Source organism: Gemmatimonadaceae bacterium (genome assembly GCA_019637445.1).
Classification (GTDB): Bacteria; Gemmatimonadota; Gemmatimonadetes; order Gemmatimonadales; family Gemmatimonadaceae; genus Pseudogemmatithrix.
The window spans coordinates 1,612,542-1,637,867 of the sequence record JAHBVS010000001.1 but is presented as its reverse complement, the minus strand read 5'-3'; the positions used below and the strand labels follow the sequence as shown (position 1 = coordinate 1,637,867).

The window sequence follows — 25,326 nt, the reverse complement described above, 5'->3', positions numbered from 1 at the left end:
CGCAGGTCCATCACTCCACGCGTTCCAAACGCGCGATCATCACGAGAATCGCATTGGGCGGCACTGGCCCCCGACCGCGTGCGCCGTAGGCCAGGCGCGGTGGGATCACCAGCTGCCGCACCCCACCGACCTGCATTTCACGCACGGCGATATCCAGCGCGGGAATCATCGAGCCGTCCCCGACACGGAACCGCAGCGGGGACTCGGGTTCGGCGCGATCGACCTCGCGCCCGTCAGCCAAGCGCACCACGTACGAAACCTGCACCCAGCGGCCCGCCGTACCGCCGGCGCCTGACCCTGCGAGGATGTCGCGATACAAGAAGCCGCGCGGGTGCCTCGTCAGCTGGTCCGGCAGCACCTCGGCTTCAATCCCGTAGGTAGTCGTGAGCAGCGGATCCTCGCCGGGGGCCGGCGTGCTGCCGGCGGCGCTGCAGGCAGCAGCGAGCAGGGCGGTCACCAGCGCTGCGAGACTCAATCGAACACCGGGACGCATCATCGCCTCAATACTTGGCGAGGTAGCGCTCCAGCTCCCAGGCCGAGACCTGCGAGATGTAGTCGCGCCACTCTTCGCGCTTCGCGGCCAGGAAGTGCTGCGTCACGTGCGGACCCAGCGCCTCGCAAATCTCCGCGTCCTTCTCCAGCTCATCGCAGGCCTCGTTGAGGTCGCGTGGGAGGTCGTCGATGCGCAGCCGCCGCCGTTCGCGGTGGCTCATCTCCCAGATGTTCTCGTTCACCGGCTCGCGACTGGTGGCTTCGGTCGCAATGCCGTCGAGACCCGCCGCCAGCATCACCGCGAGCGCGAGGTACGGATTGGCCGCCGGGTCGGGCGACCGCAACTCCACACGCGTGCCCGTGCCGCGACGTGCCGGCACACGGATGAGCGGCGAGCGGTTGTGCATCGACCAGGCCACGTTCACCGGGGCTTCGTAGCCGGGCACGAGGCGCTTGTACGAATTCACCAGTGGGTTCGTGATGGCGCACATCCCGCGCGCGTGCTTGAGCAACCCACCGATGTAGTGGTGGGCCACGCTCGAGAGCTCGAACTCGCCCTTTGCATCGAAGAACGAGTTCTCGCCCTTCACGAACAGCGATTGGTGCGTGTGCATGCCGCTGCCGTTCTGCCCAAAGACGGGCTTCGGCATGAACGACGCGACCAGCCCGAACTGCTGCGCCACGTGCTTCACCACGAAGCGGAACGTCGCGATGTTGTCGGCCGTGGTCAGCGCGTCGGCGTACCGGAAGTCGATCTCGTGCTGGCCGTGCGCCACCTCGTGGTGTGCGGCCTCCACCTCAAAGCCGAGCTGCTCGAGCACGCCAACGATGGCGCGACGCGCATCCTCGCCACGATCCATCGGCGCCAAATCGAAATAACCGCCCACGTCGTGCGTCAGCGTCGCCGCCCCTCCATCGCTGGCTGGACGGAACAGGAAGAACTCGGCTTCCATCCCCGCGTTCATCACGTAGCCGAGCTTGGCGGCGCGGGCGACCTGCCGCTTGAGCACCTGGCGGGGATCACCGGCGAAGGCCTCGCCCTCCGGATTCGCCACGTCGCAGATCACACGCGCCACGCGCTGCGCCGGATCACCCCAGGGAAACACGCGGAAGGTCGAGAAGTCCGGCTTCAGCAACTGGTCGGATTCCTCGACGCGCACGAAACCCTCGATGGACGAGCCATCGAAGAGGATGTCGCCCGCCAGGGCCTTGGCGAACTGCGACGCCGGCACTTCGACGTTCTTGTTGATGCCGAGGATGTCGGTGAACTGCAGTCGGAGAAAGCGCACGCCTTGCGACTCGGCGAGGCCGAGGATGTCCTTCGCCGTGGCGCCGCTGAGGTCGCTGGGAACCGCTGGGGACTTCTGAGCCATACGGGGAATATCTCCGCTCCCGCAGGGTCTTCGCCATTGCCGCCGCAGGCGGCGATTAGCTTTCGCCCATGGCTCGTCATTGTGCGTCCTGTGGCGCCGCGCTCGGGGAGCGTGGCGCTTTCTGTCACCGCTGCGGCGCCGCCCGCGACGGCGCCGCAAGCGCCGCGCGAGGTACCCCAGCCAGCGCTCCGGCGGCCAACGCCCTGGCCACCATCCTCCCGTGGTCGGTGGCGGGTATCGCACTGCTGGCGCTGCTCGCCTTTGTGGTGGGACAGCAGTTTGGCGGGGCGCGGCGAGCGTCCACCGCGGCAACTCCCGTGGCAGCGACGGCCGGACGCGCGCCCGACATCTCGCAGATGGGTCCGCAGGAGCGTGCGGACCGCCTTTTCCAGCGCGTGATGACCTACGTATCCGAAGGAAAGAGCGACTCGGTCACGTTCTTCGCGCCGATGGCCATCCAGAGCTTCGAGGCGCTGGCTCCGCTCAATGCACATCAGCGCTACGACCTCGGCCTGCTCGGATTGGTGAGCGGCGACGGGGAGCTTGCACTCGCGCAGGCCGACTCCATCCTCGCCACGCAACCCTCGCATTTGCTGGGACTCATTCTCGGCATGCGGGCCAATGGGCTGCTGAGCAACATCGATGCGCGCGCGCGTTTTGCAGCGCGGCTCTCGGCGGCACTCGTCAGTGAGCGCGCCAAGGCTCTCCCGGAGTACGAGGATCACGCTCCTGACATCGATGCAGCTGTTCGAGAGGCTGATGGCAGGACACCATTAAGACAGTAATGGCGCATCATTTTAGCATGAGCCTGTTTGTGCGCGCGATTGTTCGTCCTTGATCGCATGCCAGCGGTCCTGAGATCCTTGGCTCCGATATTCCGCTGACGTTGCGCCAACGAGCGCGCTCGGCCGATACTCGGTAGGTCCCCACCGGCACCGCGCGGTCCCACGCTCGCGCTTCACACCCCGAGTTGTATCTTCTCCCGAATGGGAGGCTCCCCCGTATGACCGCTCCACGATCCTCGGCCCCCGGCCGGCTCACCACGGCGATGCGCGCCATGACAGAGCCGGTCACGCGCCGCTTGCTCGTCGTGGACGACGAGGAGTCGATTCGGAGCGCCTTGGCGCGATTCCTCCGCGCCCGTGGATACGACGTCACCACAGCCGACTCGGGAGCCGCAGCGCTGGACGCACTGAGCCAGGACAGCTTCGTTGCGGTGCTCTCCGACATCCGGATGCCCGAGATGACTGGGCTCGAGCTTGTGCCGCAGGCCCTGAAGGGCGACCCGGACCTCGCCATCGTGATGCTCACTGCCGTCAACGATGCACCCACCGCGACGGAGGCCCTCGGCCTTGGCGCGATGGACTACCTGATGAAGCCCGTCGAGCTCGGCGATCTCGCTGCCGCGCTCGAGCGCGCGCTGCACAAGCGCGCCCTCGCCATCGAGCAACGCAAGGTCGAACGGCTCATCCGCGAGGAGGTCGCCGCCCAGACGGAGGAGCTCCGCGTCGAGCGCGAGTTGCTCAACTCGATGGTGCTCGACACCGTCACGGCCCTCGTCCGCGCACAGGAAACGAAGGACGCCTTCCTGCGGGGGCACTCCGACCGCGTGGCCGACCTCGCCGCCTCGATGGCCTCAACCCTCGGCCTCTCCGATGACGAGGTTGAGGCCATTCGCCTCGCCGGCCGTGTGATGGACGTCGGCAAGATCGGCTTGCGTGAGTCGGTGATGAACAAGCCCGGGGCGCTCACCCCGGAAGAGTTCGACCACGTGAAGACGCACGTCGAGCTGAGCCTGGAGATTCTCTCGCCTATCAAGCCCCTGGCGCACGTTCTCCCGGCCGTCGCCCATCACCACGAGCACTTCGACGGCAACGGCTACCCCGAACAGCTCTCCGGCGAGGACATCTCCCTGGGCGGCCGCATCCTCGCTGCCGCCGACGCCTTTGACGCGCTGGTCTCGCCGCGCGCATGGCGCGCCGGCATGAAGCCCGCCGAGGCCGTCAAGTTCCTCGGGGAGCGCGCCGGAACGATGCTCGACCCCAAGGTCTTTGAGGCGCTCCGGGCGAATGTCCAGGGGCGGAAGACCCTGCAGTTCCTGGACTCCGCCACCGACTGACGGCCGGGGCCGTGGCGGCCCTGAACGCGCACGTGCCGCCGCACGTTTATCAGCGATGCCCCTTCGCCATCTTCTTCGCCTGCTGGCCTGTGCGCTGGCCCTGCCCGCGGCCGGCGCCGCCGCGCGTCCGCTGGCCGCCCAAGACAGCCTGCGCCTGGCCTTGCCGGATGTTGTGCGCCAAGTGCTGCGGAGCTCGGACGAGACCCGCATCGCCGATGCCTTGGTCGAGCTGGCCGATGCGCAGGTCACGGCCGCGCGCGCCGCGGGCCTTCCCCAGCTGCGGCTCAACTCCACGTACACGCAGGTGCTCAAGAACGCGCGCGCCGAGATCGTCGGCCAGCTGTTCGGGCAGAACTACGTCTACAACTCCAACCTGCAGCTGCAGCAGTCGCTGTTTCAGGGCGGCCGCATCCTGGCAGCCGCACAGGCGGCCTCGCGCGTGGAGCGCGCGGCCTTGGCCACGCGCGACGAGACGCGGGCCCAGCTCGCCGTGCTCGTCCAGCGCGTCTACCTGAATGCCCTCTTCTCGGCGCGGCTGGTCGACATCCAGCGCGGCAACCTGACCATCGCCGACGAGCGGGTCACCCAGGTCGAGCAGTTGGAACGTTCGGGCCGCGCGTCGCGCTATGACGTCCTGCGCGCGCGCGTCGAGCGGGCGAACCTCGAACCCTTGCTGCGCCAGGCTGAATCGGACCGAGCGGTGGCGGACCTCGAGTTGCGGCGCCTCCTCGACCTGCCTGCGGACCAACCCATCGCGTTGGCCACCGAGTTGGACGCGGAAACGGTTCGCAGCTTGGCCGCAGCCGCCGTCGCCAACGACCGCGTACCGGGCACGCGTCCCGCCGTGGCCGCCGCCGAGTACACAGTCTCGGCACGTCGCGCGAGCATTCGCGCCGCACGCGCCGACTTGCTGCCGACGTTCAACGCCTCGGTCTCCTTCGGCTACCTCGCGCTGCCATCGGCCAACGGGTTTCCCACGGTCTTCGGGGATCGCGCCTCGTCCTACTGCCCGGCCGGTTCGGACCCCACACGCATCTGCCAGAACAACGGCTGGTTCCCCGACCGTAACATCGGCTTCCAGTTCAGCTGGCCGCTGTTCGACGGCCTGCGCGCCAAGGGACAGATCGACCTCGCCCAGGCCCAGACCAAGACGGCGGAGGCCCAGCTCAAGCAGGCCCGTGAGAACGCCGCAATCGACGTGGCACGCGCACGCGCAGAACTGGAGCGCGCCCGCTCGGTTGCGGCCGCTCGCGAGACCACCGTGCGGGAGGCAGAGGAGGCCTTTGCCCTCGCCCGCCTGCGCGCCGAGCGCGGCGTCGGCACGCAACTCGAAGTCTCCGATGCCCAGCTCGCCCTGCTGACCGCGCGCTCCACCGACGCGCGCGCCTTGATCGACCTCTTCCTTGCCGTGGCCGACCTCGCGCGCGTTCGCGCCGAGCCGATTCCGTTGCCTGACGGCGCCAGTATCACGCTCCGGGAATCCCGCTGATGTCGCGTATCGCAGTCCTCTCGCTCTTCGTCCTTGCCGTCACCTCCTGTGGTGGTGACAGCGCCGCGGCGAGCGCCGGCGCGGCGCCAGGTGCCGGCGCGGCACCGAGCCCGGCCACGGGCGCCGCGCCATCCGCGGCGGGCGCCGCCCGCAGCGGCGGCTCCATCGTGCTCTCCAGCGCCGACCTGCACACCGTCGCCCGCGAACTCGTCGAGGAAGGCGTGGCCATCAGCGGCGGGCTGCGCCCCATCGAGACCATCAGCGTGCGGGCTCGACTCGAAGGCGACGTGCTCGAGGTCGCCGTGCGGGAGGGTGACCGGGTCCGGCGCGGCACGCTGCTCGCGCGGTTCGAGGACACCGAGCAGACCGCGGCGCGGGCCTCGGCCGAGGCTGACCGGCTGGCCGCCGAGCTCGACGCCAGCACGGCGCGCTGGAACTTCGAGCAGACGCAGGAGCTCTTCCGCGCCGGTGCGATTCCGGAGCGGGAGTTCCGCGTCGCCGAGCAGGCGGCAGCCGCCTCGGCCGCGCGCCTCGCTGCCGCCGAGGCGCGGCTCCGCACCGCGACGCTGGCGGAGCGCGACACGCGCATCGTCGCACCGGCCGATGGGATCATCGAGCGCCGGAGCATCGAGCGCGGCGTGCGCGCCCAGCGCGGCATGGAGCTGTTCACGCTGGTGCGCACCGAGACCCTCGAGCTCACCGCCGCCGTCCCCGCGCGGCGCGCCGGCAACATCGCGCCCGGACAGGCGGTGCGCTTCACGTCCGATGGACGCGCCTTCGAAGGCAGCGTGGCGCGCGTGAGTCCGACCATCGACCCGACCTCGCAGTCCATCACGGTCTACGTGCAGGTCCCCAATGCCGATGGCGAACTCAAGGGCAACGCCTTCGCCACCGGACAGATCATCGAGCGCGGCCTGCCGGACCAGCTCGCCATTCCGCAGCCTGCCGTGCGCCAGGCGCCCGGCGGCGGCGAGCCCTTTGTGTGGCGCCTTGCCGGCGGCTCGTTGGAGCGGGTCGGCGTGAAGCTCGGCATCGTCGATGAAGTCCGCGGCGTCGTACAGGTGCTCGACGGACTGGCCGTCGGCGACCGTGTGGTGGTCGGCAACGTCGGCATGATGGGCGTCGGCATGCAGGTGCAGCTCATCGGCGGCGAAGGCAACGCCGCGGCAGGGGCGCGCTGATGTTCCTCTCCGACATCTCCATCAAGCGGCCGGTGTTCGCGACCATGATGATGGTCGCGCTGGTCGTCATCGGCGCCGTGTCCTTCGTGCGGCTGTCGGTGGACGAGTATCCGGACATCACGTACCCGGTGATTGTCGCGCAGACGCTCTACCCGGGCGCGTCACCCGAGGTCGTCGAGCGCGAGGTGTCCAAGCCGCTCGAGGAGGCACTCAATACGACCGAGGGCCTGAAGGAGATCACCTCGACCTCCACCGAAGGCGCGTCGATGGTGCGCCTGCAGTTCAACCTCGGCGTAGACGTGCAGAAGATGCAGCCCGAGGTGCAGGGCAAGATCGGCCGCATCCGCCGCAGCCTGCCGCGCGACATCGAGGAGCCGGTCGTCATTCGCTTCGACCCCAACGACCGACCGATCATGAGCATCGCGATGCGCAGCGACGCGCGTCCGATGCGCGAGCTCACGGACTTGGGCCGCGAGGTCATCAAGCCGCGGCTCGAGGCGATTCCCGGCGTCGGCGGCGTGCAGTTGGTCGGTGGTGCCACACGCGAGATTCGCGTGGAGCTCGATCCCGTCGCCCTGCGCGCGTATGGCCTTTCGCCGGCACAGGTGGCGGCCGCACTCGACCGCGAGAACCAGGAGGTGCCAGCCGGCCGCATCCAGCGCGGCAACGGCGAGCGCCTCGTGCGCATCACGGGCCGCATCACGGACCCGGCGGCCTTCGGCGACGTGGCCATCGTGGTGCGCAACGGCGCGCCCGTCCGCGTGCGCGATGTCGCCACGGTTGTCGACGGCGTCGCCGAGAAGCGCAGCGGCTCCTTCATGGGCAGCGATCCCGCGTTGTCGCTCGACGTGCTCAAGATCTCCGGCTCCAACACCGTTGAGGTCGCCGACCAGGTCCGCGTTGTCGTGGATGACCTGATCCGCCAGCTGCCCAACGACATCAACCTGCAGATCATCCGCGACGACTCGTCCAAGATCCGCGAGGCGCTGTGGGACGTGGAGCTGGCGCTGGTGCTGGGCGCCATCCTCACGGTGATGATCATCTATCTGTTCCTCGCGAGCTGGCGCTCGACGGTGATCACGGGCCTCACGCTGCCCGTGGCGATCATCTCCAGCTTCTTCGCGATGTGGGCCTTCGGCTTCACGCTGAACACGATGACGCTGCTGGCGCTGTCGCTGTCCATCGGCCTGCTGATCGACGATGCCATCGTCGTGCGGGAGAACATCGTGCGCCACGTGGCCATGGGCAAAGACCACTTCACCGCCGCCCGCGAGGGGACCAGCGAGATCGGCCTCGCGGTGTTTGCCACGACGCTTGCGGTGATCGCCGTGTTCATCCCCGTCGCGTTCATGGGCGGGATGATTGGCCGCATCTTCTTCCAGTTTGGCGTGACCGTGGCCTTTGCGGTGAGCGTGTCGCTGTTCGTCAGCTTCACGCTGGACCCGATGCTCTCGAGCATCTGGCACGACCCGGAAGCGGAGGAGCACGCCGCCGGCAAGCACGGAAAGGTCGGCCCGATCCGCGGCATCGCGCTTTGGTTCGACCGCGCCTTCGAACGTGTGGCCGACCGCTACCCGCCGATGCTCGAACGCGCCATCCGGCATCGTTGGTCGGTGCTTGGTATCGGGCTCGTGTCCGTGGTGCTTGCCGTGGGCATTGCCGCGCGCCTGGGCTTCACCTGGATGCCCGATTACGACGCCGGCGAGTTCAACGTCAGCTATCGCGTGCCGCCGGGTGCGCGCGTCGAGTACACGCTGGGCAAGGGCCACGCGGTGGACTCCATCGTGAAGACGATTCCCGAGGTGGAGTTCACCTACCTGACGGTCGGCTCCGGCTTCCGCGGCACGGTCACCACCGGCCAGCTCTTCGTGAAGCTCAAGCCCAAGCACGACCGCGAGCGCTCGATGGCCGAGATCCAAAATGGACTGCGGCCGTTGCTACGCAACGTCTCCGGCACCCGCGCCAGCATCGATGGCACGCGCTCGATCTTCGGCGGCTATCGCCAGCCTATCGTCGTGAACGTGCAGGGTCCCGAGCCCCAGCGTCTCAAGCTCATCGCCGGCCAAGTCAATGAAGTGATGCGCGACGTGCCCGGCATGGCCGAGCCGCTTTCCAGCGACGAAGGCGACATCCCGCAGCTCGACGTGCAGGTCGATCGCCAGCAGGCCTGGGCCGCCGGCCTCGGCGTCGGCACGATCGCCGGCACGCTGCAGCCGCTGTTCACGGGCACCCGCGCCACCCGCTGGCAGGACCAACAGGGCTACTCGCACGACGTGCGCGTCGTGTACCCGGACTCGATGCGCACCAACGCCGAGGACGTGGCCAACATCCCCGTCGCGGTTGGCGCCGTCGATCCGCGCAGTGGCGTGCCGGTCACCATTCCCTTGGCGCAGGTCGCCGACGTGCGCGCCGGCGTGGGGCCGCAGCAGATCGAGCGGCGGCAGCTCGAGCGGCAGATTTCCATCTCGGCCGGCGTCCTCCCAGGCGCGGCCGTCGGTGACGTCGCCGCCACCACCGAGCAGGCGCTGGACTCGATCGTGCTGCCCGCTGGATACCGCACCGTGTTCACCGGCGACGTACAGAACCTCAACGAGACCAAGGGCTACGTGCTCGAGGCCCTCGTGCTCGCGGTCGTGTTCATCTACCTGATCCTGGCCTCGCTCTTCGGTTCCTTCCTGCAGCCGATGGCCATCATGTTCTCGCTGCCGCTCTCGCTGCTCGGCGTGTCGCTCGCGCTCTGGGTCACCGGCGGGACCATCAACGTGATGTCGATGATCGGCATCATCATGTTGATGGGCCTCGTGACCAAGAACGGCATCCTGCTCATCGACTTCGTGAACCACTCGCGCGCGCAGGGGCACGACCGCATGAGCGCCATCCTCGAGGCGGGCCGCATCCGCCTGCGCCCCATCGTGATGACGACGGCGGCGATGGTCTTCGGGATGCTGCCCTTGGCGCTCGCCTTGGGCGAGGGCGCCGAGCAACGCTCGCCAATGGCCCACGCCGTGATTGGCGGGCTCATCACCTCCACGCTGCTGACCCTGTTTGTGGTGCCGGCCGTCTATACGTTGCTCGACGACCTGGGCGTCTGGTTCCGACAGCGTCGCGGGCTCCCAGAGTCCGCCGCCGACCACCCCTCGGCCGACGCCCCGATCCTCGCCGCCGACAGGATCGAAAACACCGCTTGACGAACGGCAGGTTGCCGTAGTATTCAGCGGTCTAAGCGCAGGGCTTTTCACCGAGTAGAGGAGGCCACGATGCCTGGCAGGGAGCTTCTCGACCGCCTGTTCTCCGACGGCGACGATGACGATGAGTCCGGTTACGGGGGCGGCGGCGGAGGCAGGTCGTCGTACGACGATGAGGACGATGAGGACGGCGGCTGGGCCGCCAACAAGGACCATTCCGACTCGCTCTGGGACTCGACGGAGGATTCCGACGAGGACGAGGAGGAGGGCGGCGTAGCCCCGATGGCCGAGGAGGAGGACGAGGAGTCCGACATCTTCGGCGAATCGATGGCGCCCCGTCGCCGTGGCCGGAAGCCGGCGGAGAAGCCCATCGTGCGCAGCGTGTTCGAGACGACGGGAGAGATGCCCGTTCCAGCCGCGGCCCCGGCACAGGCGAAGCCGGCGCCGGCCGCCAAGCCTGCCCCGGACGCCAAGGCCGCTGCGAAGCCAGCGGCCAAGCCAGCCGCAGCGGTGAAGCACGCGCCCAAGAAGACGGCGAGCGCCAAGCCGGCGGCTAAGAAGGCCGCCAAGAAGCCCGCGAAGGCCAAGAAGGCGGTGAAGAAGGTCGCCAAGAAGGCGGCCAAGAAGCCCGTGAAGAAGGTGGCGAAGAAGCCCGCAAAGAAGGCGGTGAAGAAGGCCGCCAAGAAGCCTGCGAAGAAGCCAGCCAAGAAGAAGTAGGCCGCGCCTGTAAAAGGGCGACGGGCGAGCTATCCGCGCCGACCGTTCCGCGTTAGTCTTTGCGCACGATGTCGGACTCGCCCGTCGCCCTTTTGCGCGTTCACGCCAAACACGCGCCTTGGAATGCCCGTGGACTCGCCTCCCACGCCACGGCCTTGGTGGATGCCGCGGGGATGCGCCCCACCAACACCTCTGCCCGCGCGACGCCAAGTGCCCGGGCCATTCGGTTCTACGTCGCCAGTGGCCTGCTCGATCATCCGGAAGGCAAGGGTACGGCTGCGACTTACCACTACAAGCACCTGCTCCAGTTGCTTGCCATCAAGGTGAGGCAGCGCGAGGGCTACACGCTTGACTCCATCAAGAGCGAACTCGCGGGGCTGCAGGGTGACCAGCTCGAGAAGCGGGTGGCGGCATCGCTCGCTCCCGCGCTCGGCAACGGGCTCCCTCTGCCAAGCCGCAGTGACGACGACACGCCGGCCACCTGGCAGCGCGTGGCCGTTGCCGACGGCGTGGAAATCCACGTCCGCAGCGACTCGCCGGCCGCGCACGAATCAGGCTTCGTGGCCATGCGTGAGGCCCTGCGTGCCGCACTGGGTCGCGAAGAGCTGAGATAGCGAAGCTCTTGCCCGCATTCACGTGCGGGCCACACTATACAGTCGCATGACGCCCGCCGCGCGCCGAAAGCCCCAAGCGCGCACGGTGCTCCTCGACCGTGCCATTGAGGGCCTCCCGCTCTTTCGCCTCTCCGATTCTTCGGACGATTCCGTCGTCGCTTTCACAGCGGACAACGGAGGGCGCTGGCGAGTCCTCCCCGCACCCGGCGAACGCCTGCCAGGCACCTTCGACCAGGATGTCTACTTCGAGTTGATGCGGCGCTATGCGGAAGCCGAGGCGCCCGCCGACGGCACGCTCTCGTTCACGCTGCACGCCTTCCTCCGCTCGATGGGTCGACGCGTGGACGGCCGCACCTACGAACAGCTGCGCGGCGCGCTCGCACGCCTCGAGCGCACGGTGCTCGAGAGCGAGGCCGCGTGGTACGACGCCGCACGGCGTGAACACCCCGCGGCGCGCTTCACCATCCTTTCCGCGGTCGCCATCGACCGGCGACGCTTCACGGACCGGGACCAGCTCGCGCTCTTTCCTGCCCTCGCCTCCAACGAGCCCGGCGACGCGCGCGTGACGCTCGCACCGCAGATCCGCGGCAACCTCGCCGCCGGTCACGCGGTGGCCCTGTTGGCCCCGCGCTATGTGGCCCTGTCCTCCCCGGTGGCCCGCCGGCTCTACCGGCTGCTCGAGGCGCACCGTGCCGAGTCCGGCGCTGGGCAATGGCGCCTAACCCTCGAGCGCCTCGCCGAGCTGCTGCCCCTCACCCAGCGCTACCCGTCGCACCTCCAGCGGGTGATCCAACCCGCCCACGAAATGCTGGTTGCCGCGGGCAGCGTGAAGCGGGCCCGTTTCACCCAGGCAGGGCGGATCTGGAGTGTGGAGTACGACTGGAACTAGCGGTGGCCCCTCGCGTATTCGCTGAGTACGTTCCGTAGACTCATCGAAAAAGGTCGCCGCACATGTTCCGTCGCCGTACGCTTGCCATCGCCGCCCTCGTGCTCGCCCCGCTTGCCGTGGGCGCCTTCGTGGTGCAGGAACGCAGCGCCATCAACAGCGCGCGCCTGTTCGACCAAGTACTCCAGCTCGTGGGTGAGCGCTACGTCGATTCCATCGGCGTCCGCGAGCTGTACGAGCGTGCCGCCCGCGGCCTCGTGGACGAACTTCGCGACCCGTATTCCGAGCTCTACACGCCCAAGCAGCTCGAAGAGTTCAACACCACCACCGGCGGCTTCTACGGCGGCGTCGGCATGCTCATCGAGGATCAGGAAGGCACAATCATCGTGAGCCGTGTCTACCCGCACACGCCCGCCGAAGAGGCTGGCATCCGCGAGGGAGACCGCATCATCGGCGTGGACACCAACTCCACGCGCGGCTGGCGCATTGACCAGGTCTCCGGCGGACTCCGCGGCGCGCCGGGCAGCAAGGTGAAGGCGCGCTTTGCCCGTCCGGGCGTGACGCAATCGTTCGAGGTCGAATTCACGCGCCGCACCATCCGCATCCCGGCGATTCCCTTCGCCATCATGCTCGACCACAAGATCGGCTACATCCCGGTCCAGCAGTTCAATGAGACGACCACGCGCGAGTTCGCCGAGCAGTACCAGCGGCTACGCGCCGAAGGTGCCACCTCGATCGTGATGGACCTGCGTGGCAACTCCGGCGGCTATCTCGATCAGGCGCTGGAGATGACGAACTTCTTCATCGCGCGCGGCAAGGAACTCGCCAGCGTGCGCGGCCGCGCCGGCCAGATCGAGCGCTATGTCGCCGAGGCCACGCCGCTGGCCCCGGACATCCCGATGGCCATCCTCACCGACGGCTACTCGGCCTCCGCCTCCGAGATCGTCGCCGGCGCGCTGCAGGATCACGACCGCGCCCTGATCGTCGGCACCACCTCGTTCGGCAAGGGCCTCGTGCAGTCGGTGTACCGCCTCGACGGCGGCTACGCCATCAAGCTCACCACGGGCAAGTGGTATACGCCGAGCGGCCGCTCGATCCAGAAGGAGCGCGTGCTCGACAGCAACGGCCGGCTCGTGGAAGTGCAGCCCGACTCGCTGGAGACGGACGACGTACGCCTGAACCGCCCAGTGTTCCGTTCCGCCGGCGGGCGCCCGGTCTACGGTGGCGGCGCGGTCACGCCGGACGTGATCGTGCCATACGACACCATCACGACCGCCGAACAGAAGCTCGCGCGCGCACTGGTGCCGCGTTCGCAGGACGTGTACCTCGCGCTCGACGACTACGCCTTCAGCCTGAAGGACAAGGTCACGCCCGATTTCGCCGTGACGGCCGAGATGCGCGACGGCTTCCGCCAGCGCCTCGTGGCCAAGGGCGTCGTCGTCGAGAAGGCCGAGTGGGACGCCGGCCGCGCCTATGTGGACCGGCTGCTGCTCAATCGCATCGCCCGCCGGGCCTTCGGCGACTCCACGGCCAAGCGCCGCGAGATCCCCGAGGACACGCAGCTCAAGGTGGCGATGGACTACCTGCGCCGCGGCCAGACCACGGCCGACCTGCTGGCCCTCGCGGCACCCGCCGCCGCGCCGTCCGCCGCCGCGCGACGGCCCGATTGATTCCGACTTCCCAACCCTGATCCGATAGATGTCCGCACGTTTCGTTGTCGCCGTCGCGCTGCTGGGCGCGGCGGCCTGCGCCGAGCGCTCCCCCATCGTCATCCGCGAACCCCACCCGCAGGAAGCGCGGCTCTCCAACCTTCGGCAGATCACCTTCGGCGGCGAGAACGCCGAGGCCTACTGGGACGCCAGCGGCGAGTGGATCACCTTCCAGTCCACACGCGACGGCCGCACTTGCGACCAGCAGTACGTCATCAAGCCTGACGGCACCGGCCTGACACGCGTCTCCGACGGCCGCGGCAAGACGACTTGTGGCTGGTTCCTGCCCGGCTCCGACAAGCTCTTCTTCTCGTCGAGCACCGCGCACGACGCCTCCTGCCCCGCGCGCCCCGATCCCTCCAAGGGCTACGTCTGGCCGCTCGACAAGTACGACCTCTACACCGTCAACCGCGACGGCTCGGGGATGACGCGGCTCACCAACTACGACGTCTACACGGCCGAGGCCATCCTCTCGCCTGACGGACAGCGCATCGTGTTCACGTCCCTCAAGGACGGAGACCTCGACATCTACACGATGAACGTGGATGGCAGCGACGTGCGTCGCCTGACAAACACCGTGGGCTACGACGGCGGCCCCTGGTGGTCGCCCGACGGCACGAAGATCGTCTACCGCGCCCACCATCCGCAGGACTCGACCGAGCTGGCGCAGTATCACGAACTGCTCGGCCAGGGTCTCATCCGGCCCAGCAAGGTCGAGCTCTGGGTGATGGACACCGACGGCAGCAACCAGCGCCAGGTCACCGCGCTCGGCGGTGCGAACTTCGGCCCCTCGTGGAGCCCGGACGGCAGCAAGATCATCTTCTCGTCCAACCACGTCGCGCCACGCAGCGGCAACTTCGAGCTCTACCTCGTGGACGCCGCCGCTTCGATGGCTGGTCCCGACCAGCTCGAGCAGGTGACGTTCGATCCCTCGTTCGACGGCTTCCCGATCTTCCATCCCAACGGCCGGCAACTGCTGTGGGCGAGCAACCGCCACGGTTCCACGGAAGGCGAGACGAACCTCTTCATCGCCGACTTCCGCTGGTAGGCAACGATTCGCTGCGGTCGGCAGGGGGGTCCGGTGGACGCACACCGGACCCCCCTGCTAGTATCACGACATCCCCCGGAGGCCTCTAATGGAAGTCGTCATCGGTGTCGTAGTCCTCGGTATCGTCGGCGTGTTGGCGAAGTCCCTCCGCATCGTGGGCCAGGCCGAGGTGTTGGTCGTCGAACGCTTCGGTCGCTTCAACCGCCTCGCCCGCTCGGGCCTGAACGTCCTGATCCCATTCGTCGAGCGCCCGAAGGCCATCGACGTCCGCTTCTTCGAGAGCGACGTCACGGGCCTCAAGCGCATCACGGCCGCCACCACCTCGCGCATCGACCTCCGCGAGCAGGTGCTCAACTTCCCGTCGCAGCCGGTCATCACGAAGGACAACGTGACGATCGACATCGATGCCGTGCTCTACTACCGCATCGCCGACCCGCAGAAGGCGACCTACGCGGTGCAGAACCTGCCCTATGCGCTGGAGACGCTGACGCGCACCACGCTGCGCAACATCGTCGGCGAGATCGAACTCGACCAGACGCTGGCCTCGCGCGACATGATCAACAAGAAGATGCGCGAGGTGATCGAGGAGGCCTCGATCGGCTGGGGCGTGGACGTCACGCGCGTCGAGCTGCAAAGCATCGAGCCGCCCAGCGACATCCAGCAGTCGATGGAACTGCAGATGCGCGCGGAGCGCGAGCGTCGCGCCGCCGTCACCAACGCCGAGGCGTCCAAGCGTGCCGCGGTGCTCGAGGCCGAAGGCCAACGCGAGGCACAGGTGCGGAAGGCCGAGGGCGAGAAGGAGGCGGCGATCCTGCGCGCGCAGGGCCTGGCCGAAGCACGGCTCGCCATGGCGGACGCGGAGGCGGAAGCCGTACGGCGTATCGCGGCCGCGTTGCCCGAGGGCGACGCCGCGACCTATTTGCTCGGCCTCAAGTATCTCGAGGCACTGCCTTCCCTGGCGCAGGGCAAGGGTTCGACGATTTTCCTGCCCTCGGAAGCCAAGGGAATCCTTGGCGCGGTTGGCGGCATCCGTGAGTTGCTCAAGGCCACCGGCGGATCCGGTGGCAGTTCGACCCCCTAGTCTCGCGTGAACGTGACCGAACTCTCAAAGGACCGGGCGGAGCGGATTGCGAAGGGCCACGCCTGCTCGCACTGCAAGGAATACTCGTACCGCAAACTCTCGGTGAAGGCGGCTCCAGACGGCATTCGCGACGAACTGGGCGCCACGTGGATTGCCAAGAAGACCTGTGGCGTCTGCGAGTACGAGAGCGAGATTGGCATCGCCAATGACGGCGACATCGTGTTCGAGAGTTAGCGAGGGTGCCGGCACTCGACATTCCACGGCTTGGCGTCGGTGAGCGCGTGCAGCACGAGCTGCTCGTGCGCGAACGCGATGACCGCACCACCAAGGCCGGCGATCCATACATCGTCTTGAAGTTGGGGAACGCGACAGGCACGCTCGGCGCCAACGTGTGGAAGGAGATGGTGCCGCAGATCGAGGGTGTGCAGCCCGGGCAGGTCGTGCAGGTCATCGGGATCGTGGAGGAGTACCAGGGCCGCCGCCAGCTCAAGCTCTCGGCGCCGCCTCGCGTCGTGCCGTCCGGCGGCGCTGACCTTGACCAGTTCCTTCCACGCGCCACGCAACCCGCACTGGAGTCGTGGGCGCGCATCGACGCGTGGCGCGCTGAAATGCCCGAGCGCCTGCGACGCGCCGTGGACTGCTTCTTCGCTGATGACACGTTTCGCGAGGCCTTCGCGAGAACGCCCGGCGCGACGCGCGGGCACCACGCCGTCATCGGCGGCCTGCTACAACACACCTGCGAGGTGGCTGAGATCGCGCGGGCGTCCGTGCGCACGATGGGCGGCGATGTTCCGCTCGTCACCGCCGGCGCGATGCTGCACGACATCGGCAAGGTGCAGGCCTACGACGTGGCGCTCAGCGGCTTCGAGTTCACACGCGCCGGACAGCTGCTCGGGCACATCGTGCTCGGCTCCCTGATGCTCGACGAGCGACTCGCGGCGCTGCCCGCGCATCACCGCCTGAGTGAGGAGCAACGGCTCGAGCTCCACCATTTCATCCAGTCACACCACGGCATCCCCGAGTTCGGCGCCGCGGTGCGGCCGATGACGCTCGAGGCGGAAATCCTGCACTTCGCCGACAACACCTCGGCCAAGGGCAATGATTTCACCGAAGCGGTCGTGGATGGCGAGCTGTTCCCCAACGCCGAGCAGGAGTTCTCGGCCAAGCGCAGCTGGCGGCTTGAGCGTCGCGTGTGGCGGCGCGCGCACCGCTGGGACTAGCGCCTGGTCGCGTCGGACAGCGGTGGTCTTCCCACGCCGAGTACCACGGGTAGCCCCACGAAGAAGACGTGCCCCGCCAGCTGCACAGCCCAGCGAATGCTCAGGGCTGCGGCGCGGCCCGTCATGGTCGGGATCACCACGCGCGACATCACCACCCAGATCAGCGGGCCGTAGACGGCCGCAATGGCAAGCTGTCCGCGGCGGGTGGAGCTGAGAGTGTGCAGCCAACGGCTGTTGCGCTGCAGCAAGAGGTAGAGCGCCGCCCAAGTGAATGCGACGGCCACGTGCGCCAGCAGGCCGAGGGCGAGCGTCGGCTGCAGCTCGGGCATCCAGGTCGGGGCGGTAACCACCGCGGCGACGCCGCGAAAGGCCGACAGCGGCGCCGCACCGTACGCCCATCCAAGTACTTCTGCCCAGAGGAAGTCCACGACCGCGAGCGTCAGGCCGCCGCGAAGCAATGGCGACCAGAGGCGGAGCGTCCGGTCGCTGATCGTTGGAGCTGGCATGCGCGTTGGTGATTCGAGGGAGTGGCTTGCTGGACCCCCGTGCTACCCAGCGACCGCCCCGTGCATCACAGGTCCGCGGCGGCGGCGTTGGCGCCACGAGCGCCAGCGCCGCCAAGCCAGCGTATAGCCCGTCCACACAAGCAGCACACCAACCGCGCTCGCAATGGTCGCGAGCAGCTGGCCGAAAATGCCGAAGACCTCACCCGTGTGGCCGAAGCGCACCCAGGCGCGGATCTTCCGCGCTGTACTGAGATCGGTGTAGCCGCTGCTGCGCTGCAGTGTGGCCGACGCTTGATCCAACTCGAGCGTCCACCGCAGATCCGGCCGGTACGTGTTGCCTTCGGCAACCGCGACACGAACCGCGCCGTTCCCCTCGGGCAGGGTCAGGGTGAGCTGTGACCACGCCGGGTGCGCGTGGCGCGCCGTCTCGAGGTATCGCTCGAGCGGCGCTCGTGCCCCGACCGGCGCTGCCTGCGACGTGGTCGTGCCTGCGATTGAACCGCGCTCCTGCGACGCCTGCGCGACACTCGCCTCGGCCCCGCCTCGCGCCGCAACCGTCGTGCCGCGTAGCGCCGCAGCTGCCTCCGCGCGCTCGCGGGCAGAGCCCAACGCCAGATCCAACACCTGGCCCGGCCAGCGGAACGAGATGAACACGCCGCTGGCAATCACGAGCGCGAGCGGGATGGCGAACCAGAACCCGAGGCTGTTGTGCCAGTTGAAGTCCCTCACCTTGCCGGCGCGATGCCATTGTGGGAGCGCAGTCGCACGCAGTCGCGCGCGTGTCCAGCGCCGAGGCCACCAGAGGTAGAGGCCCGACAGCACCAAGGCGAGGAAGACTAGGTTCGCGCTGCCGTTCACGACCTTCATCTTCGCGCGAAGCCCCTGCGCTTCCGCACCCACCCATCGATGCCATCGACGCAGTGCGGCGAAGAAGGCGCGCCCGCGCTCATCGGCGTTGGCGTCAACACGACCGCCACGATGCGGATCGAGAAGTACGGCCGCCGCACCGCGTTCGCGCAGGCGAATGGTGTATGGCGCCGTCACGTTTGCGCGCACCACCACCGACGCGACGGATGCTCGCTCAAGACCAGCCGCAGCGAGGAGATCGTCGAGCGACATCGGCGCGGCCTCGGTGGGAACTACGGACGGCGTCCCGTCGATCCAGGCAATCATCTGGCGCTCGAATCCAAGAAGGACACCGGTGGCGCTCATCAGCGGGATGAGGATTCCAGCCGCCAATCCGATAGCTAAGTGCATCCAAAACAACGATTTACGAATCATTGACAGTCTCTGTCCATCAAAAATGAGAACGAGTCTCAACTAGTGTTCCGGCATTCTATCTCAATTCCGATTTGTTCGCTAGGGATTCGGGAGAGGGCTGCAGGGTGGTTGTAGATTCCGCATATGACGACCATCCGCCAAGACGACTTCATCACGTCGATTTCCGACGCGCTCCAGCACATCTCGTACTACCACCCACTGGATTACATCCGTGCGTTGGCCGACGCCTACGAGCTCGAGCAAGGGCCGGCGGCCAAGGACGCCATCGCGCAGATCCTCACGAACTCGCGGATGTGCGCCGAGGGCCATCGACCGATCTGCCAGGACACGGGCATTGTCGTCGTCTTCCTCAAGGTCGGTATGAACGTGCGATGGGATGCCACGATGTCCGTGCAGGAGATGGTCAACGAAGGCGTGCGGCGCGCATACCTGAACCCGGACAACACGCTGCGCGCCAGCATCGTTGCCGATCCCGCGTTCGGCCGGAAGAACACCCGTGACAACACGCCGGCCGTCGTGCATTACGAGCTTGTGCCGGGCGACCACGTCGAGGTGAAGCTCGCGGCGAAGGGCGGCGGCTCAGAGAACAAGAGCAAGTTCGCGATGCTCAATCCCAGCGACTCCATCGTGGACTGGGTGCTCAAGACCGTCCCGACGATGGGCGCCGGCTGGTGCCCGCCGGGCATGCTGGGCATCGGGATCGGCGGCTCGGCGGAGAAGGCCATGCTGATGGCCAAGGAATCGTTGATGGAGCCGATCGACATGGCGCAGCTCAAGGCGCGCGGCCCGCAGAACAAGCTCGAGGAAATGCGCATCGAGTTGCACGACAGGGTGAACGCCCTCGGCATCGGTGCGCAGGGACTCGGCGGGCTCTCCACCGTGCTGGACGTGAAGATCTTCGACTATCCGACGCACGCGGCGTCGAAACCCATCGCGATGATCCCCAACTGCGCGGCAACCCGCCACGCGCACTTCCATCTGGATGGTAGCGGATCCGCGAAGTTGTCCGTGCCGAGCCTCGCCGACTGGCCCAATGTCACGTGGATGCCGGACGTGAACGCCAAGCGCGTGGACCTGGATTCGCTTACGCCGGAGGTCGTGGCGTCCTGGAAGGCTGGCGATCGCCTGCTCCTGAATGGAAAGCTGCTCACGGGGCGCGACGCCGCGCACAAGCGGATCGCAGACTTGTTTGCCTCTGGCCAGTCCCTGCCACCAGGCGTGGACTTCACGAACCGTGTGATCTACTACGTCGGGCCGGTGGACCCCGTGCGCGACGAGGCCGTCGGGCCCGCAGGTCCGACGACGGCCACCCGGATGGACAAGTTCACGGAGATGATGTTGGCCCAGACGGGCCTGATCGCAATGGTCGGCAAGGCGGAGCGCGGCCCCGCGGGGCTCGAGGCGATTCGCAAACACAAGGCGGCGTACCTGATGGCCGTGGGTGGCGCGGCGTATCTCGTGTCGAAGGCCATCCGGTCCTCGCGCGTGGTCGCGTTTGAGGACCTGGGAATGGAAGCCATCTACGAGTTCGACGTGGAGGAGATGCCGGTGACGGTGGCCGTCGACGCCGCGGGCCATAACGTCCACGAGAGCGGGCCGAAGGAGTGGCAGGAACGAATTCGCGCGTTGCCCGTAGTGTCGGGCTGAATCCATCAACCGCCGGAGATCGAATGAAGCGTCGCACGAACCGTTGGGCCCGCATTGCCGCAGCCGCGCTCGTCGTCACACTTAACGCGGCCGTCGGTGGTTCGCCCCGCGCGTTGTCTGCGCAGTCGTCCGAGCACAGCGATGCGTACCGCGTCGTCACGACGCTCTTCGACGCCATGCGCGCCCGTGACACCGCGGCCATGCGCGCGGCGTTCGCGGACGGCGCGGCCCTTCAGTCCGTCGGCCCCAACGGCGTGCAACGCACGGCCATCGACAACTGGATCGGCGGCGTCGCGCGCGCGCAGCCTGGCCTGCTGCTCGATGAGCGCCTCGGCGATCCCGTGGTGCACGTGGATGGTGGCCTTGCCACCATTTGGGTGAAGTACTGGTTCTTCGTCGGCGATCGCTTTTCGCACTGCGGAGTCGACGCCTTCGTGCTCGCGCGCGAATCCGGCAGCTGGCGAATCCTTAGTGTCGCAGACACGAGGCAGCGGGAAGGCTGCCCGGAAGCGCCCGCGAAGGACTAGTCCGCCTGACTCAATCGTGGTCTTAGTTTCGCGACAATTGGCTTCGGCCAGTTGTCGCGAAACTGTTCTGTTGCAACGATTTAGACGGCTGAGTACTTGACGTCTTGCGGAATTTGACCGTCGCGTTACGTCCAACTCGTGTAATGCCTTTGATTTACGGCTCAGTGCATTAGTTTTAGTGCTAATGGAATGGGGTGGCGGAGTCCACCCCTCACACTGCACTCAGCCGGAGACCGAATGCGGAAGCCACGACCGAACTCGTACAACCCCGCGCAGGCCCTCCACCTTATCGCGAGCGATCGGAACGGCGATCCGCTCAGCTGCCCGTCCTGTTCGGGCTCCATTACGCGCGAGCCGCGGATGGCGCCACCTCCGCCAAGGTCGCACGTCACCCTAAAGTGCGCCTCCTGTGGTCGCTTTGCCCGGTACATCGCCGGCGCCGCCTGACGGCTCTCTCCCACCTGAAGGAGTTCGCACCACATGGCTCGCATCAGCGGTACCGTAAAGTGGTTCAACGACGCCAAAGGCTTCGGCTTTATCCAGCGTGAGGGTGGCCCGGACGTGTTTGTCCACTTCAGCGCCATCCAGGCGTCCGGATTCAAGTCCCTGGTGGAAGGCGACAAGGTCGAATTCGAGATTGTCGACGGCCAGAAGGGTCCACAGGCCGCGAACGTCACCAAGGTCTGAACAGAGGAAGGCCAAGCGAAAGCGCCCCCGCTCGAGTGTGAGCGGGGGCGCTTTCTTTTTCTCCGCAGACGCGGCTGGACCCGCCCGTCTCAGGCGGACAGCGGCAGCTCCATCTGCTGTGGCCGCGCGCCCCGACGAAGGCTGGGCGGTTCGGCGTGAACCGACGGCCGGGCGTCAGGCTGGTCGGCCAGTGGCTGGTCCGCCAGCGACTGGTCCCTGAGCAACTGGGACGTTTGGTGCCGCAGCCGCATCGTGCGCAGCGGTGCCGCCAAGGCGTCGGATGCGCCCAGCGCGAACGCCTGCGCCTCGGCGCGCACGTCCTCCGGGAGCAGCCGAGCCAGCGGATGGCCAAGCAGGCGATCGGCCTCCGTACTGTCCCGCAGCGTCAGCGCCGCAATCAGGGCATCGAGGTAGCCGAGCATGGAACCTCCTTTTGCCGTTAAGTACACTTTGCAACTAAACAGTTCCAGTGGCAAGGCCGCGACGTGTCACTGTTCTGTTGCAGGCGTTACCCGATCAGTGCAGGAGTTCGAAACGAACGGGTCGCTGGCCGGGGCGACGGCGCCGCGGATGATACCGGAACAGCTGGGCCGGACGCCCGCGGCCCTCGCTGCGCCATTCGTCCGTCGGCTCCACCAAATGTGCCGCGAGCAGCGCGCGGCGGAAACTCGCCTTGTGGATCCGGCGCTCAAGCAGCAGCTCATAGACGCGCTGCAGGTCACTGAGGGCGAAGGCCGCGGGGAGCAGGCGGAACGCGACGGGATCCTGGTCGAGTCGGTCGCGCAGCACGCCAAGCGCCAGCCGAAGTGCCGCTCCGGCCGCCGCCGGCACGCGCGCGGCGCGGATCCAGCGGTAGCCCTCCGCCGCCGGCGTCCCGCTCGGCACTACAGCCGCCACGACGAGGGTCACGGCGGGCGCCAGCAGCCCACCGGCCTGGGCCCGCCAGGCGGGGCGGCGTCCACAGCTGGACTTCGCCAGTACATCGGCGAGCGGCTCCACCGCCCCACTCGTTGCCAGCGCCGACTGTGGAAACGACAGCTGGGACCCCGCGTCACGCATCAACACGCACAGGCCGTCATCATCGACGGAACAGCAGACGAGGGCTAGGCGCGGCGCAGACATCCCATCAAATAAGTAGCATATCGCTACTATAGTCAATCGCCGGCGCGGGCCGGAACGGCCTCAGTGCGAGATCGTGCCCTGCTTGGACGTGTCCACGGCATCCGCCTCGCCGGTACGGAACAGGAAGGCCTCCATATTGCGCGTCAGGAACTGCCGCGCCTGGGGATCCATCACGTTGAGCCCGTAGTGGTTGATCAGCATCGTCTGCTGCTTCAGCCATTGCTGCCAGCAGTCCGGGCAGCTGCCCTCGACGATGCGCGCGCCGATGGCGCCCGGGAACGGGGCCCGCTCGAATCCAGGCTTGGTGGCGCCACAACGCTTGCAGGTGATCTCGGCCATTCTCCGTCCTGACGGCAAGTGATTCTGCCGAAGTCTAATCGAGCGCAGGGAACCGCGCCGTGAGCCACTGCGCCACGCGCTCGGCGAGCGCCTGCCACCCGTAGTCCACCGTGAGCACGTGGCCCGCCCCCGTTGTCCAGACGGCGGTCCGGTCCGCCGATCCCAGGCGCGCCAAGGCGTGTCGACTCTGGTCGGCCGGCAGGCGATTGTCCTCCTCGGACTGCAGGAACAACACGGGCGCGTGTACGAATCCCAGCCGCACCACCGTCCCTCGCGCAATCCGCTCGACGGCCTCCAGCGAACGACGGGTAGAGCAGCCGTAGGAGATCTGGGTGTCTCTGGCCTCCGGGTCGCGGATGGAGCGACCGCCACCGCCCGCGAGGTATTTCGTCACGAGGCTCCAGATCCGCGCGGTGCTCACCGCAAGCTGCATCGGACGCGGCACAAAGAGCATCGGCGCAAACAGCAGTACGGCATCCGGCTCCGCCTCGGCGGCCAACCACGTAGCCAGGGCTCCACCCATCGAGAGCCCGCCCACCACCACCACGCCGTGGCTCCGCCGAAGCGCCTCGTACTCTTCGCGCAACAAAGCGATGGCCTGGTCCGCCGTCCAATCGTCCCAGGCCTCGAGCGAGCGGCCGTGTCCGGGCAGGAGCGGCAGGCGCACCGTCCAGCCGACGGCATGCAGTGCCTGCGCGATCCGCTCGAGCGAGCGCGGCGAGTCGTTGTAGCCGTGGACAAGGAGAAGGGCGCCGCGTCCTGCCGCCTCGTAGGTCCGCGGCTCGGCGCCCAGGACGATGCCGTCGGGTCCGGCGGGGAATCGACGCCGAAAGCGCGCCTCCCGCCGACGGGCACGCCACGTCCGCTGCGCCCAAATGCCCACCACCACCGCCACGGTCCAGAGCAGCGCGGCGGACACGGCCTAGTACCGCGGCAGGGCCGGATCCACCTCAACACTCCAGCGATCGATGCCGCCGCTCACATTGAGCACCTGCCTGTGCCCGGCGGAGCGCAGGTAGTCGGCGACCATCGCGCTGCGGGTTCCGTGATGGCAGAGCACGGCGATGGGACGGTCGCGCGGCAGCAGCGCCTGCTGTGCGGGCACGAGCCCCATCGGCAGGTGTTGGGCGCCGACTATCGACACCACCTGAAGCTCCCACTCCTCGCGGACATCGAGCACCAATATCTCGCCGCTCAGCAGGCGAGGCGCCAAGTCTCGTGGCGCGATCGTGCGTGCGTCTGCCGGTAGCGGCGGCGTTTCCCCGCAGAAGGCGGCGTAGTCGGCCAGCAACTCACGCTGGCTGCGCCTCGCGCACCACGGACAGTTTGGATCGCGTGCGACGGCGACCTCGCGCATACGCAACGAGAGCGCGTCGAGCACAATCAGACGTCCGCCCGCAGGCGTGCCGATCCCGAGAATGAGCTTGATGGCCTCGGCGGCTTGCAGCGTCCCCAGAATGCCGGGCACCACACCGAGCACGCCGCCCTCCGCGCAGCTCGGCACCGAGCCCGGCGGCGGCGGCTCCGGATGCAGACAGCGGTAGCAGGGTCCGTCGCCGTGGTGGAAGACGGAGAGCTGGCCCTCGAACCGGTGCACGCTCGCGTGCACCAACGGCTTGCCCTCCAGCACGCAGGCGTCGTTCACCAAGTAGCGCGTACTGAACACATCCGTGCCGTCGATCACGACGTCGTAGTCGGCGACGATGCCACGGGCGTTGTCGCGCGTCAACGCGAGCTCCCAGGTGTCGAGGCGCACGTCCGGGTTGAGCGCCTCCAGCCGCGCGCGCGCCGAGGCGGTCTTCGCCGTGCCGATCTCGGGCGTGCCGTGCAGGATCTGGCGCTGGAGGTTGTGCACGGCCACGCGATCGTGGTCGACCAGTCCAAGGCGACCGACACCGGTGGCTGCGAGATACAACGCCGCCGGCGACCCCAGTCCGCCCAACCCAATGATGAGTACCGAGGCCTCGTGCAGCCGACGCTGCCCATCCGCGCCGACCTGCGGAAGCGAGAGGTGGCGCGCGTAGCGCCCTGGGTCGAAGGCTTCGGTCATACGCGCGGAATATAGGCGAAGGGGCAACGCGGTCCTGTCGTCGCGTTGCCCCT

The 25,326-nt window shown here is 67.8% G+C and carries 25 protein-coding genes; 16 read left to right on the top strand and 9 right to left on the bottom strand.

What is annotated here, in order from left to right:
* Positions 1 to 10: 10 nt before the first annotated feature.
* Positions 11 to 493 carry an FKBP-type peptidyl-prolyl cis-trans isomerase gene (locus KF709_07425; protein ID MBX3174227.1) on the bottom strand — a complete coding sequence of 161 codons (483 nt, stop codon included), beginning with the start codon at positions 491 to 493 and terminating at the stop codon, positions 11 to 13.
* A gap of 7 nt (positions 494 to 500) precedes the next feature.
* Positions 501 to 1,865, bottom strand: a complete 1,365-nt coding sequence (locus KF709_07420; GenBank protein ID MBX3174226.1) for a glutamine synthetase — start codon at positions 1,863 to 1,865, stop codon at positions 501 to 503.
* Positions 1,866 to 1,933: 68 nt separating this feature from the next.
* On the opposite strand from KF709_07420, the gene KF709_07415 reads away from it, so the two are divergent.
* From KF709_07415 to KF709_07355, 13 genes are all read left to right on the top strand, one after another.
* Positions 1,934 to 2,650, top strand: coding sequence for a hypothetical protein (locus KF709_07415; GenBank protein MBX3174225.1), 717 nt, complete (start codon positions 1,934 to 1,936; stop codon positions 2,648 to 2,650).
* A gap of 218 nt (positions 2,651 to 2,868) precedes the next feature.
* Positions 2,869 to 3,984: a response regulator gene (locus KF709_07410; protein MBX3174224.1), complete on the top strand. Its 1,116-nt coding sequence runs from the start codon at positions 2,869 to 2,871 to the stop codon at positions 3,982 to 3,984.
* A 55-nt stretch (positions 3,985 to 4,039) separates the two neighbouring features.
* Complete coding sequence (locus KF709_07405) at positions 4,040 to 5,473, top strand: TolC family protein (GenBank protein MBX3174223.1); 1,434 nt, start codon at positions 4,040 to 4,042, stop codon at positions 5,471 to 5,473.
* Positions 5,473 to 6,654: an efflux RND transporter periplasmic adaptor subunit gene (locus tag KF709_07400; protein MBX3174222.1), complete on the top strand. Its 1,182-nt coding sequence runs from the start codon at positions 5,473 to 5,475 to the stop codon at positions 6,652 to 6,654. The genes KF709_07405 and KF709_07400 overlap by 1 nt, the downstream gene beginning before the upstream one ends.
* Complete coding sequence (locus KF709_07395; protein MBX3174221.1) at positions 6,654 to 9,842, top strand: efflux RND transporter permease subunit; 3,189 nt, start codon at positions 6,654 to 6,656, stop codon at positions 9,840 to 9,842. The genes KF709_07400 and KF709_07395 overlap by 1 nt, the downstream gene beginning before the upstream one ends.
* Before the next feature lie 69 nt (positions 9,843 to 9,911).
* On the top strand, positions 9,912 to 10,556 hold the full coding sequence (locus tag KF709_07390; GenBank protein ID MBX3174220.1) for a hypothetical protein: 645 nt from the start codon (positions 9,912 to 9,914) through the stop codon (positions 10,554 to 10,556).
* A 68-nt stretch (positions 10,557 to 10,624) separates the two neighbouring features.
* On the top strand, positions 10,625 to 11,170 hold the full coding sequence (locus tag KF709_07385) for a MerR family transcriptional regulator (protein MBX3174219.1): 546 nt from the start codon (positions 10,625 to 10,627) through the stop codon (positions 11,168 to 11,170).
* A gap of 46 nt (positions 11,171 to 11,216) precedes the next feature.
* Positions 11,217 to 12,059, top strand: coding sequence for a replication initiator protein A (locus tag KF709_07380; GenBank protein MBX3174218.1), 843 nt, complete (start codon positions 11,217 to 11,219; stop codon positions 12,057 to 12,059).
* 62 nt (positions 12,060 to 12,121) lie between these two features.
* Positions 12,122 to 13,726, top strand: coding sequence for a S41 family peptidase (locus KF709_07375; protein MBX3174217.1), 1,605 nt, complete (start codon positions 12,122 to 12,124; stop codon positions 13,724 to 13,726).
* A 28-nt stretch (positions 13,727 to 13,754) separates the two neighbouring features.
* Positions 13,755 to 14,813, top strand: coding sequence for a PD40 domain-containing protein (locus KF709_07370; GenBank protein ID MBX3174216.1), 1,059 nt, complete (start codon positions 13,755 to 13,757; stop codon positions 14,811 to 14,813).
* Positions 14,814 to 14,901: 88 nt separating this feature from the next.
* Entirely contained in the window at positions 14,902 to 15,894 is a 993-nt protein-coding gene (locus KF709_07365) for an SPFH/Band 7/PHB domain protein (GenBank protein ID MBX3174215.1), read from the top strand.
* 12 nt (positions 15,895 to 15,906) lie between these two features.
* Positions 15,907 to 16,128, top strand: a complete 222-nt coding sequence (locus KF709_07360) for a hypothetical protein (GenBank protein MBX3174214.1) — start codon at positions 15,907 to 15,909, stop codon at positions 16,126 to 16,128.
* Positions 16,129 to 16,133: 5 nt separating this feature from the next.
* The gene (locus KF709_07355) at positions 16,134 to 17,114 is read left to right on the top strand and encodes an HD domain-containing protein (GenBank protein ID MBX3174213.1); all 981 of its coding nucleotides are present in this window, start codon (positions 16,134 to 16,136) and stop codon (positions 17,112 to 17,114) included.
* Here the strand turns inward: KF709_07355 and KF709_07350 are convergent.
* Together KF709_07350 and KF709_07345 are read right to left on the bottom strand one after the other, a co-directional pair.
* Complete coding sequence (locus KF709_07350; GenBank protein MBX3174212.1) at positions 17,111 to 17,620, bottom strand: hypothetical protein; 510 nt, start codon at positions 17,618 to 17,620, stop codon at positions 17,111 to 17,113. The two genes, KF709_07355 and KF709_07350, sit on opposite strands and share 4 nt — an antisense overlap.
* Positions 17,621 to 17,662: 42 nt before the next feature.
* Complete coding sequence (locus KF709_07345) at positions 17,663 to 18,877, bottom strand: PepSY domain-containing protein (protein MBX3174211.1); 1,215 nt, start codon at positions 18,875 to 18,877, stop codon at positions 17,663 to 17,665.
* A 147-nt stretch (positions 18,878 to 19,024) separates the two neighbouring features.
* Here KF709_07345 and KF709_07340 point away from each other — a divergent pair, with 147 nt between their 5' ends.
* From KF709_07340 to KF709_07330, 3 genes are all read left to right on the top strand, one after another.
* Entirely contained in the window at positions 19,025 to 20,548 is a 1,524-nt protein-coding gene (locus tag KF709_07340; protein MBX3174210.1) for a fumarate hydratase, read from the top strand.
* 23 nt (positions 20,549 to 20,571) lie between these two features.
* Positions 20,572 to 21,075, top strand: coding sequence for a nuclear transport factor 2 family protein (locus KF709_07335; protein MBX3174209.1), 504 nt, complete (start codon positions 20,572 to 20,574; stop codon positions 21,073 to 21,075).
* A 480-nt stretch (positions 21,076 to 21,555) separates the two neighbouring features.
* Positions 21,556 to 21,762: a cold-shock protein gene (locus KF709_07330; GenBank protein MBX3174208.1), complete on the top strand. Its 207-nt coding sequence runs from the start codon at positions 21,556 to 21,558 to the stop codon at positions 21,760 to 21,762.
* Positions 21,763 to 21,851: 89 nt separating this feature from the next.
* Here the strand turns inward: KF709_07330 and KF709_07325 are convergent, their stop codons facing one another.
* The 5 genes from KF709_07325 to moeB all read right to left on the bottom strand — a co-directional run bounded on the left by KF709_07325 (position 21,852) and on the right by moeB (position 25,273).
* Positions 21,852 to 22,184 carry a hypothetical protein gene (locus KF709_07325; protein MBX3174207.1) on the bottom strand — a complete coding sequence of 111 codons (333 nt, stop codon included), beginning with the start codon at positions 22,182 to 22,184 and terminating at the stop codon, positions 21,852 to 21,854.
* Between the two features lie 94 nt (positions 22,185 to 22,278).
* The gene (locus KF709_07320) at positions 22,279 to 22,884 is read right to left on the bottom strand and encodes a hypothetical protein (protein ID MBX3174206.1); all 606 of its coding nucleotides are present in this window, start codon (positions 22,882 to 22,884) and stop codon (positions 22,279 to 22,281) included.
* A gap of 60 nt (positions 22,885 to 22,944) precedes the next feature.
* Complete coding sequence (locus KF709_07315; protein MBX3174205.1) at positions 22,945 to 23,223, bottom strand: oxidative damage protection protein; 279 nt, start codon at positions 23,221 to 23,223, stop codon at positions 22,945 to 22,947.
* Between the two features lie 34 nt (positions 23,224 to 23,257).
* The gene (locus KF709_07310) at positions 23,258 to 24,142 is read right to left on the bottom strand and encodes an alpha/beta fold hydrolase (protein MBX3174204.1); all 885 of its coding nucleotides are present in this window, start codon (positions 24,140 to 24,142) and stop codon (positions 23,258 to 23,260) included.
* A gap of 3 nt (positions 24,143 to 24,145) precedes the next feature.
* The gene (gene moeB, locus KF709_07305) at positions 24,146 to 25,273 is read right to left on the bottom strand and encodes a molybdopterin-synthase adenylyltransferase MoeB (protein MBX3174203.1); all 1,128 of its coding nucleotides are present in this window, start codon (positions 25,271 to 25,273) and stop codon (positions 24,146 to 24,148) included.
* Positions 25,274 to 25,326: the final 53 nt, after the last annotated feature.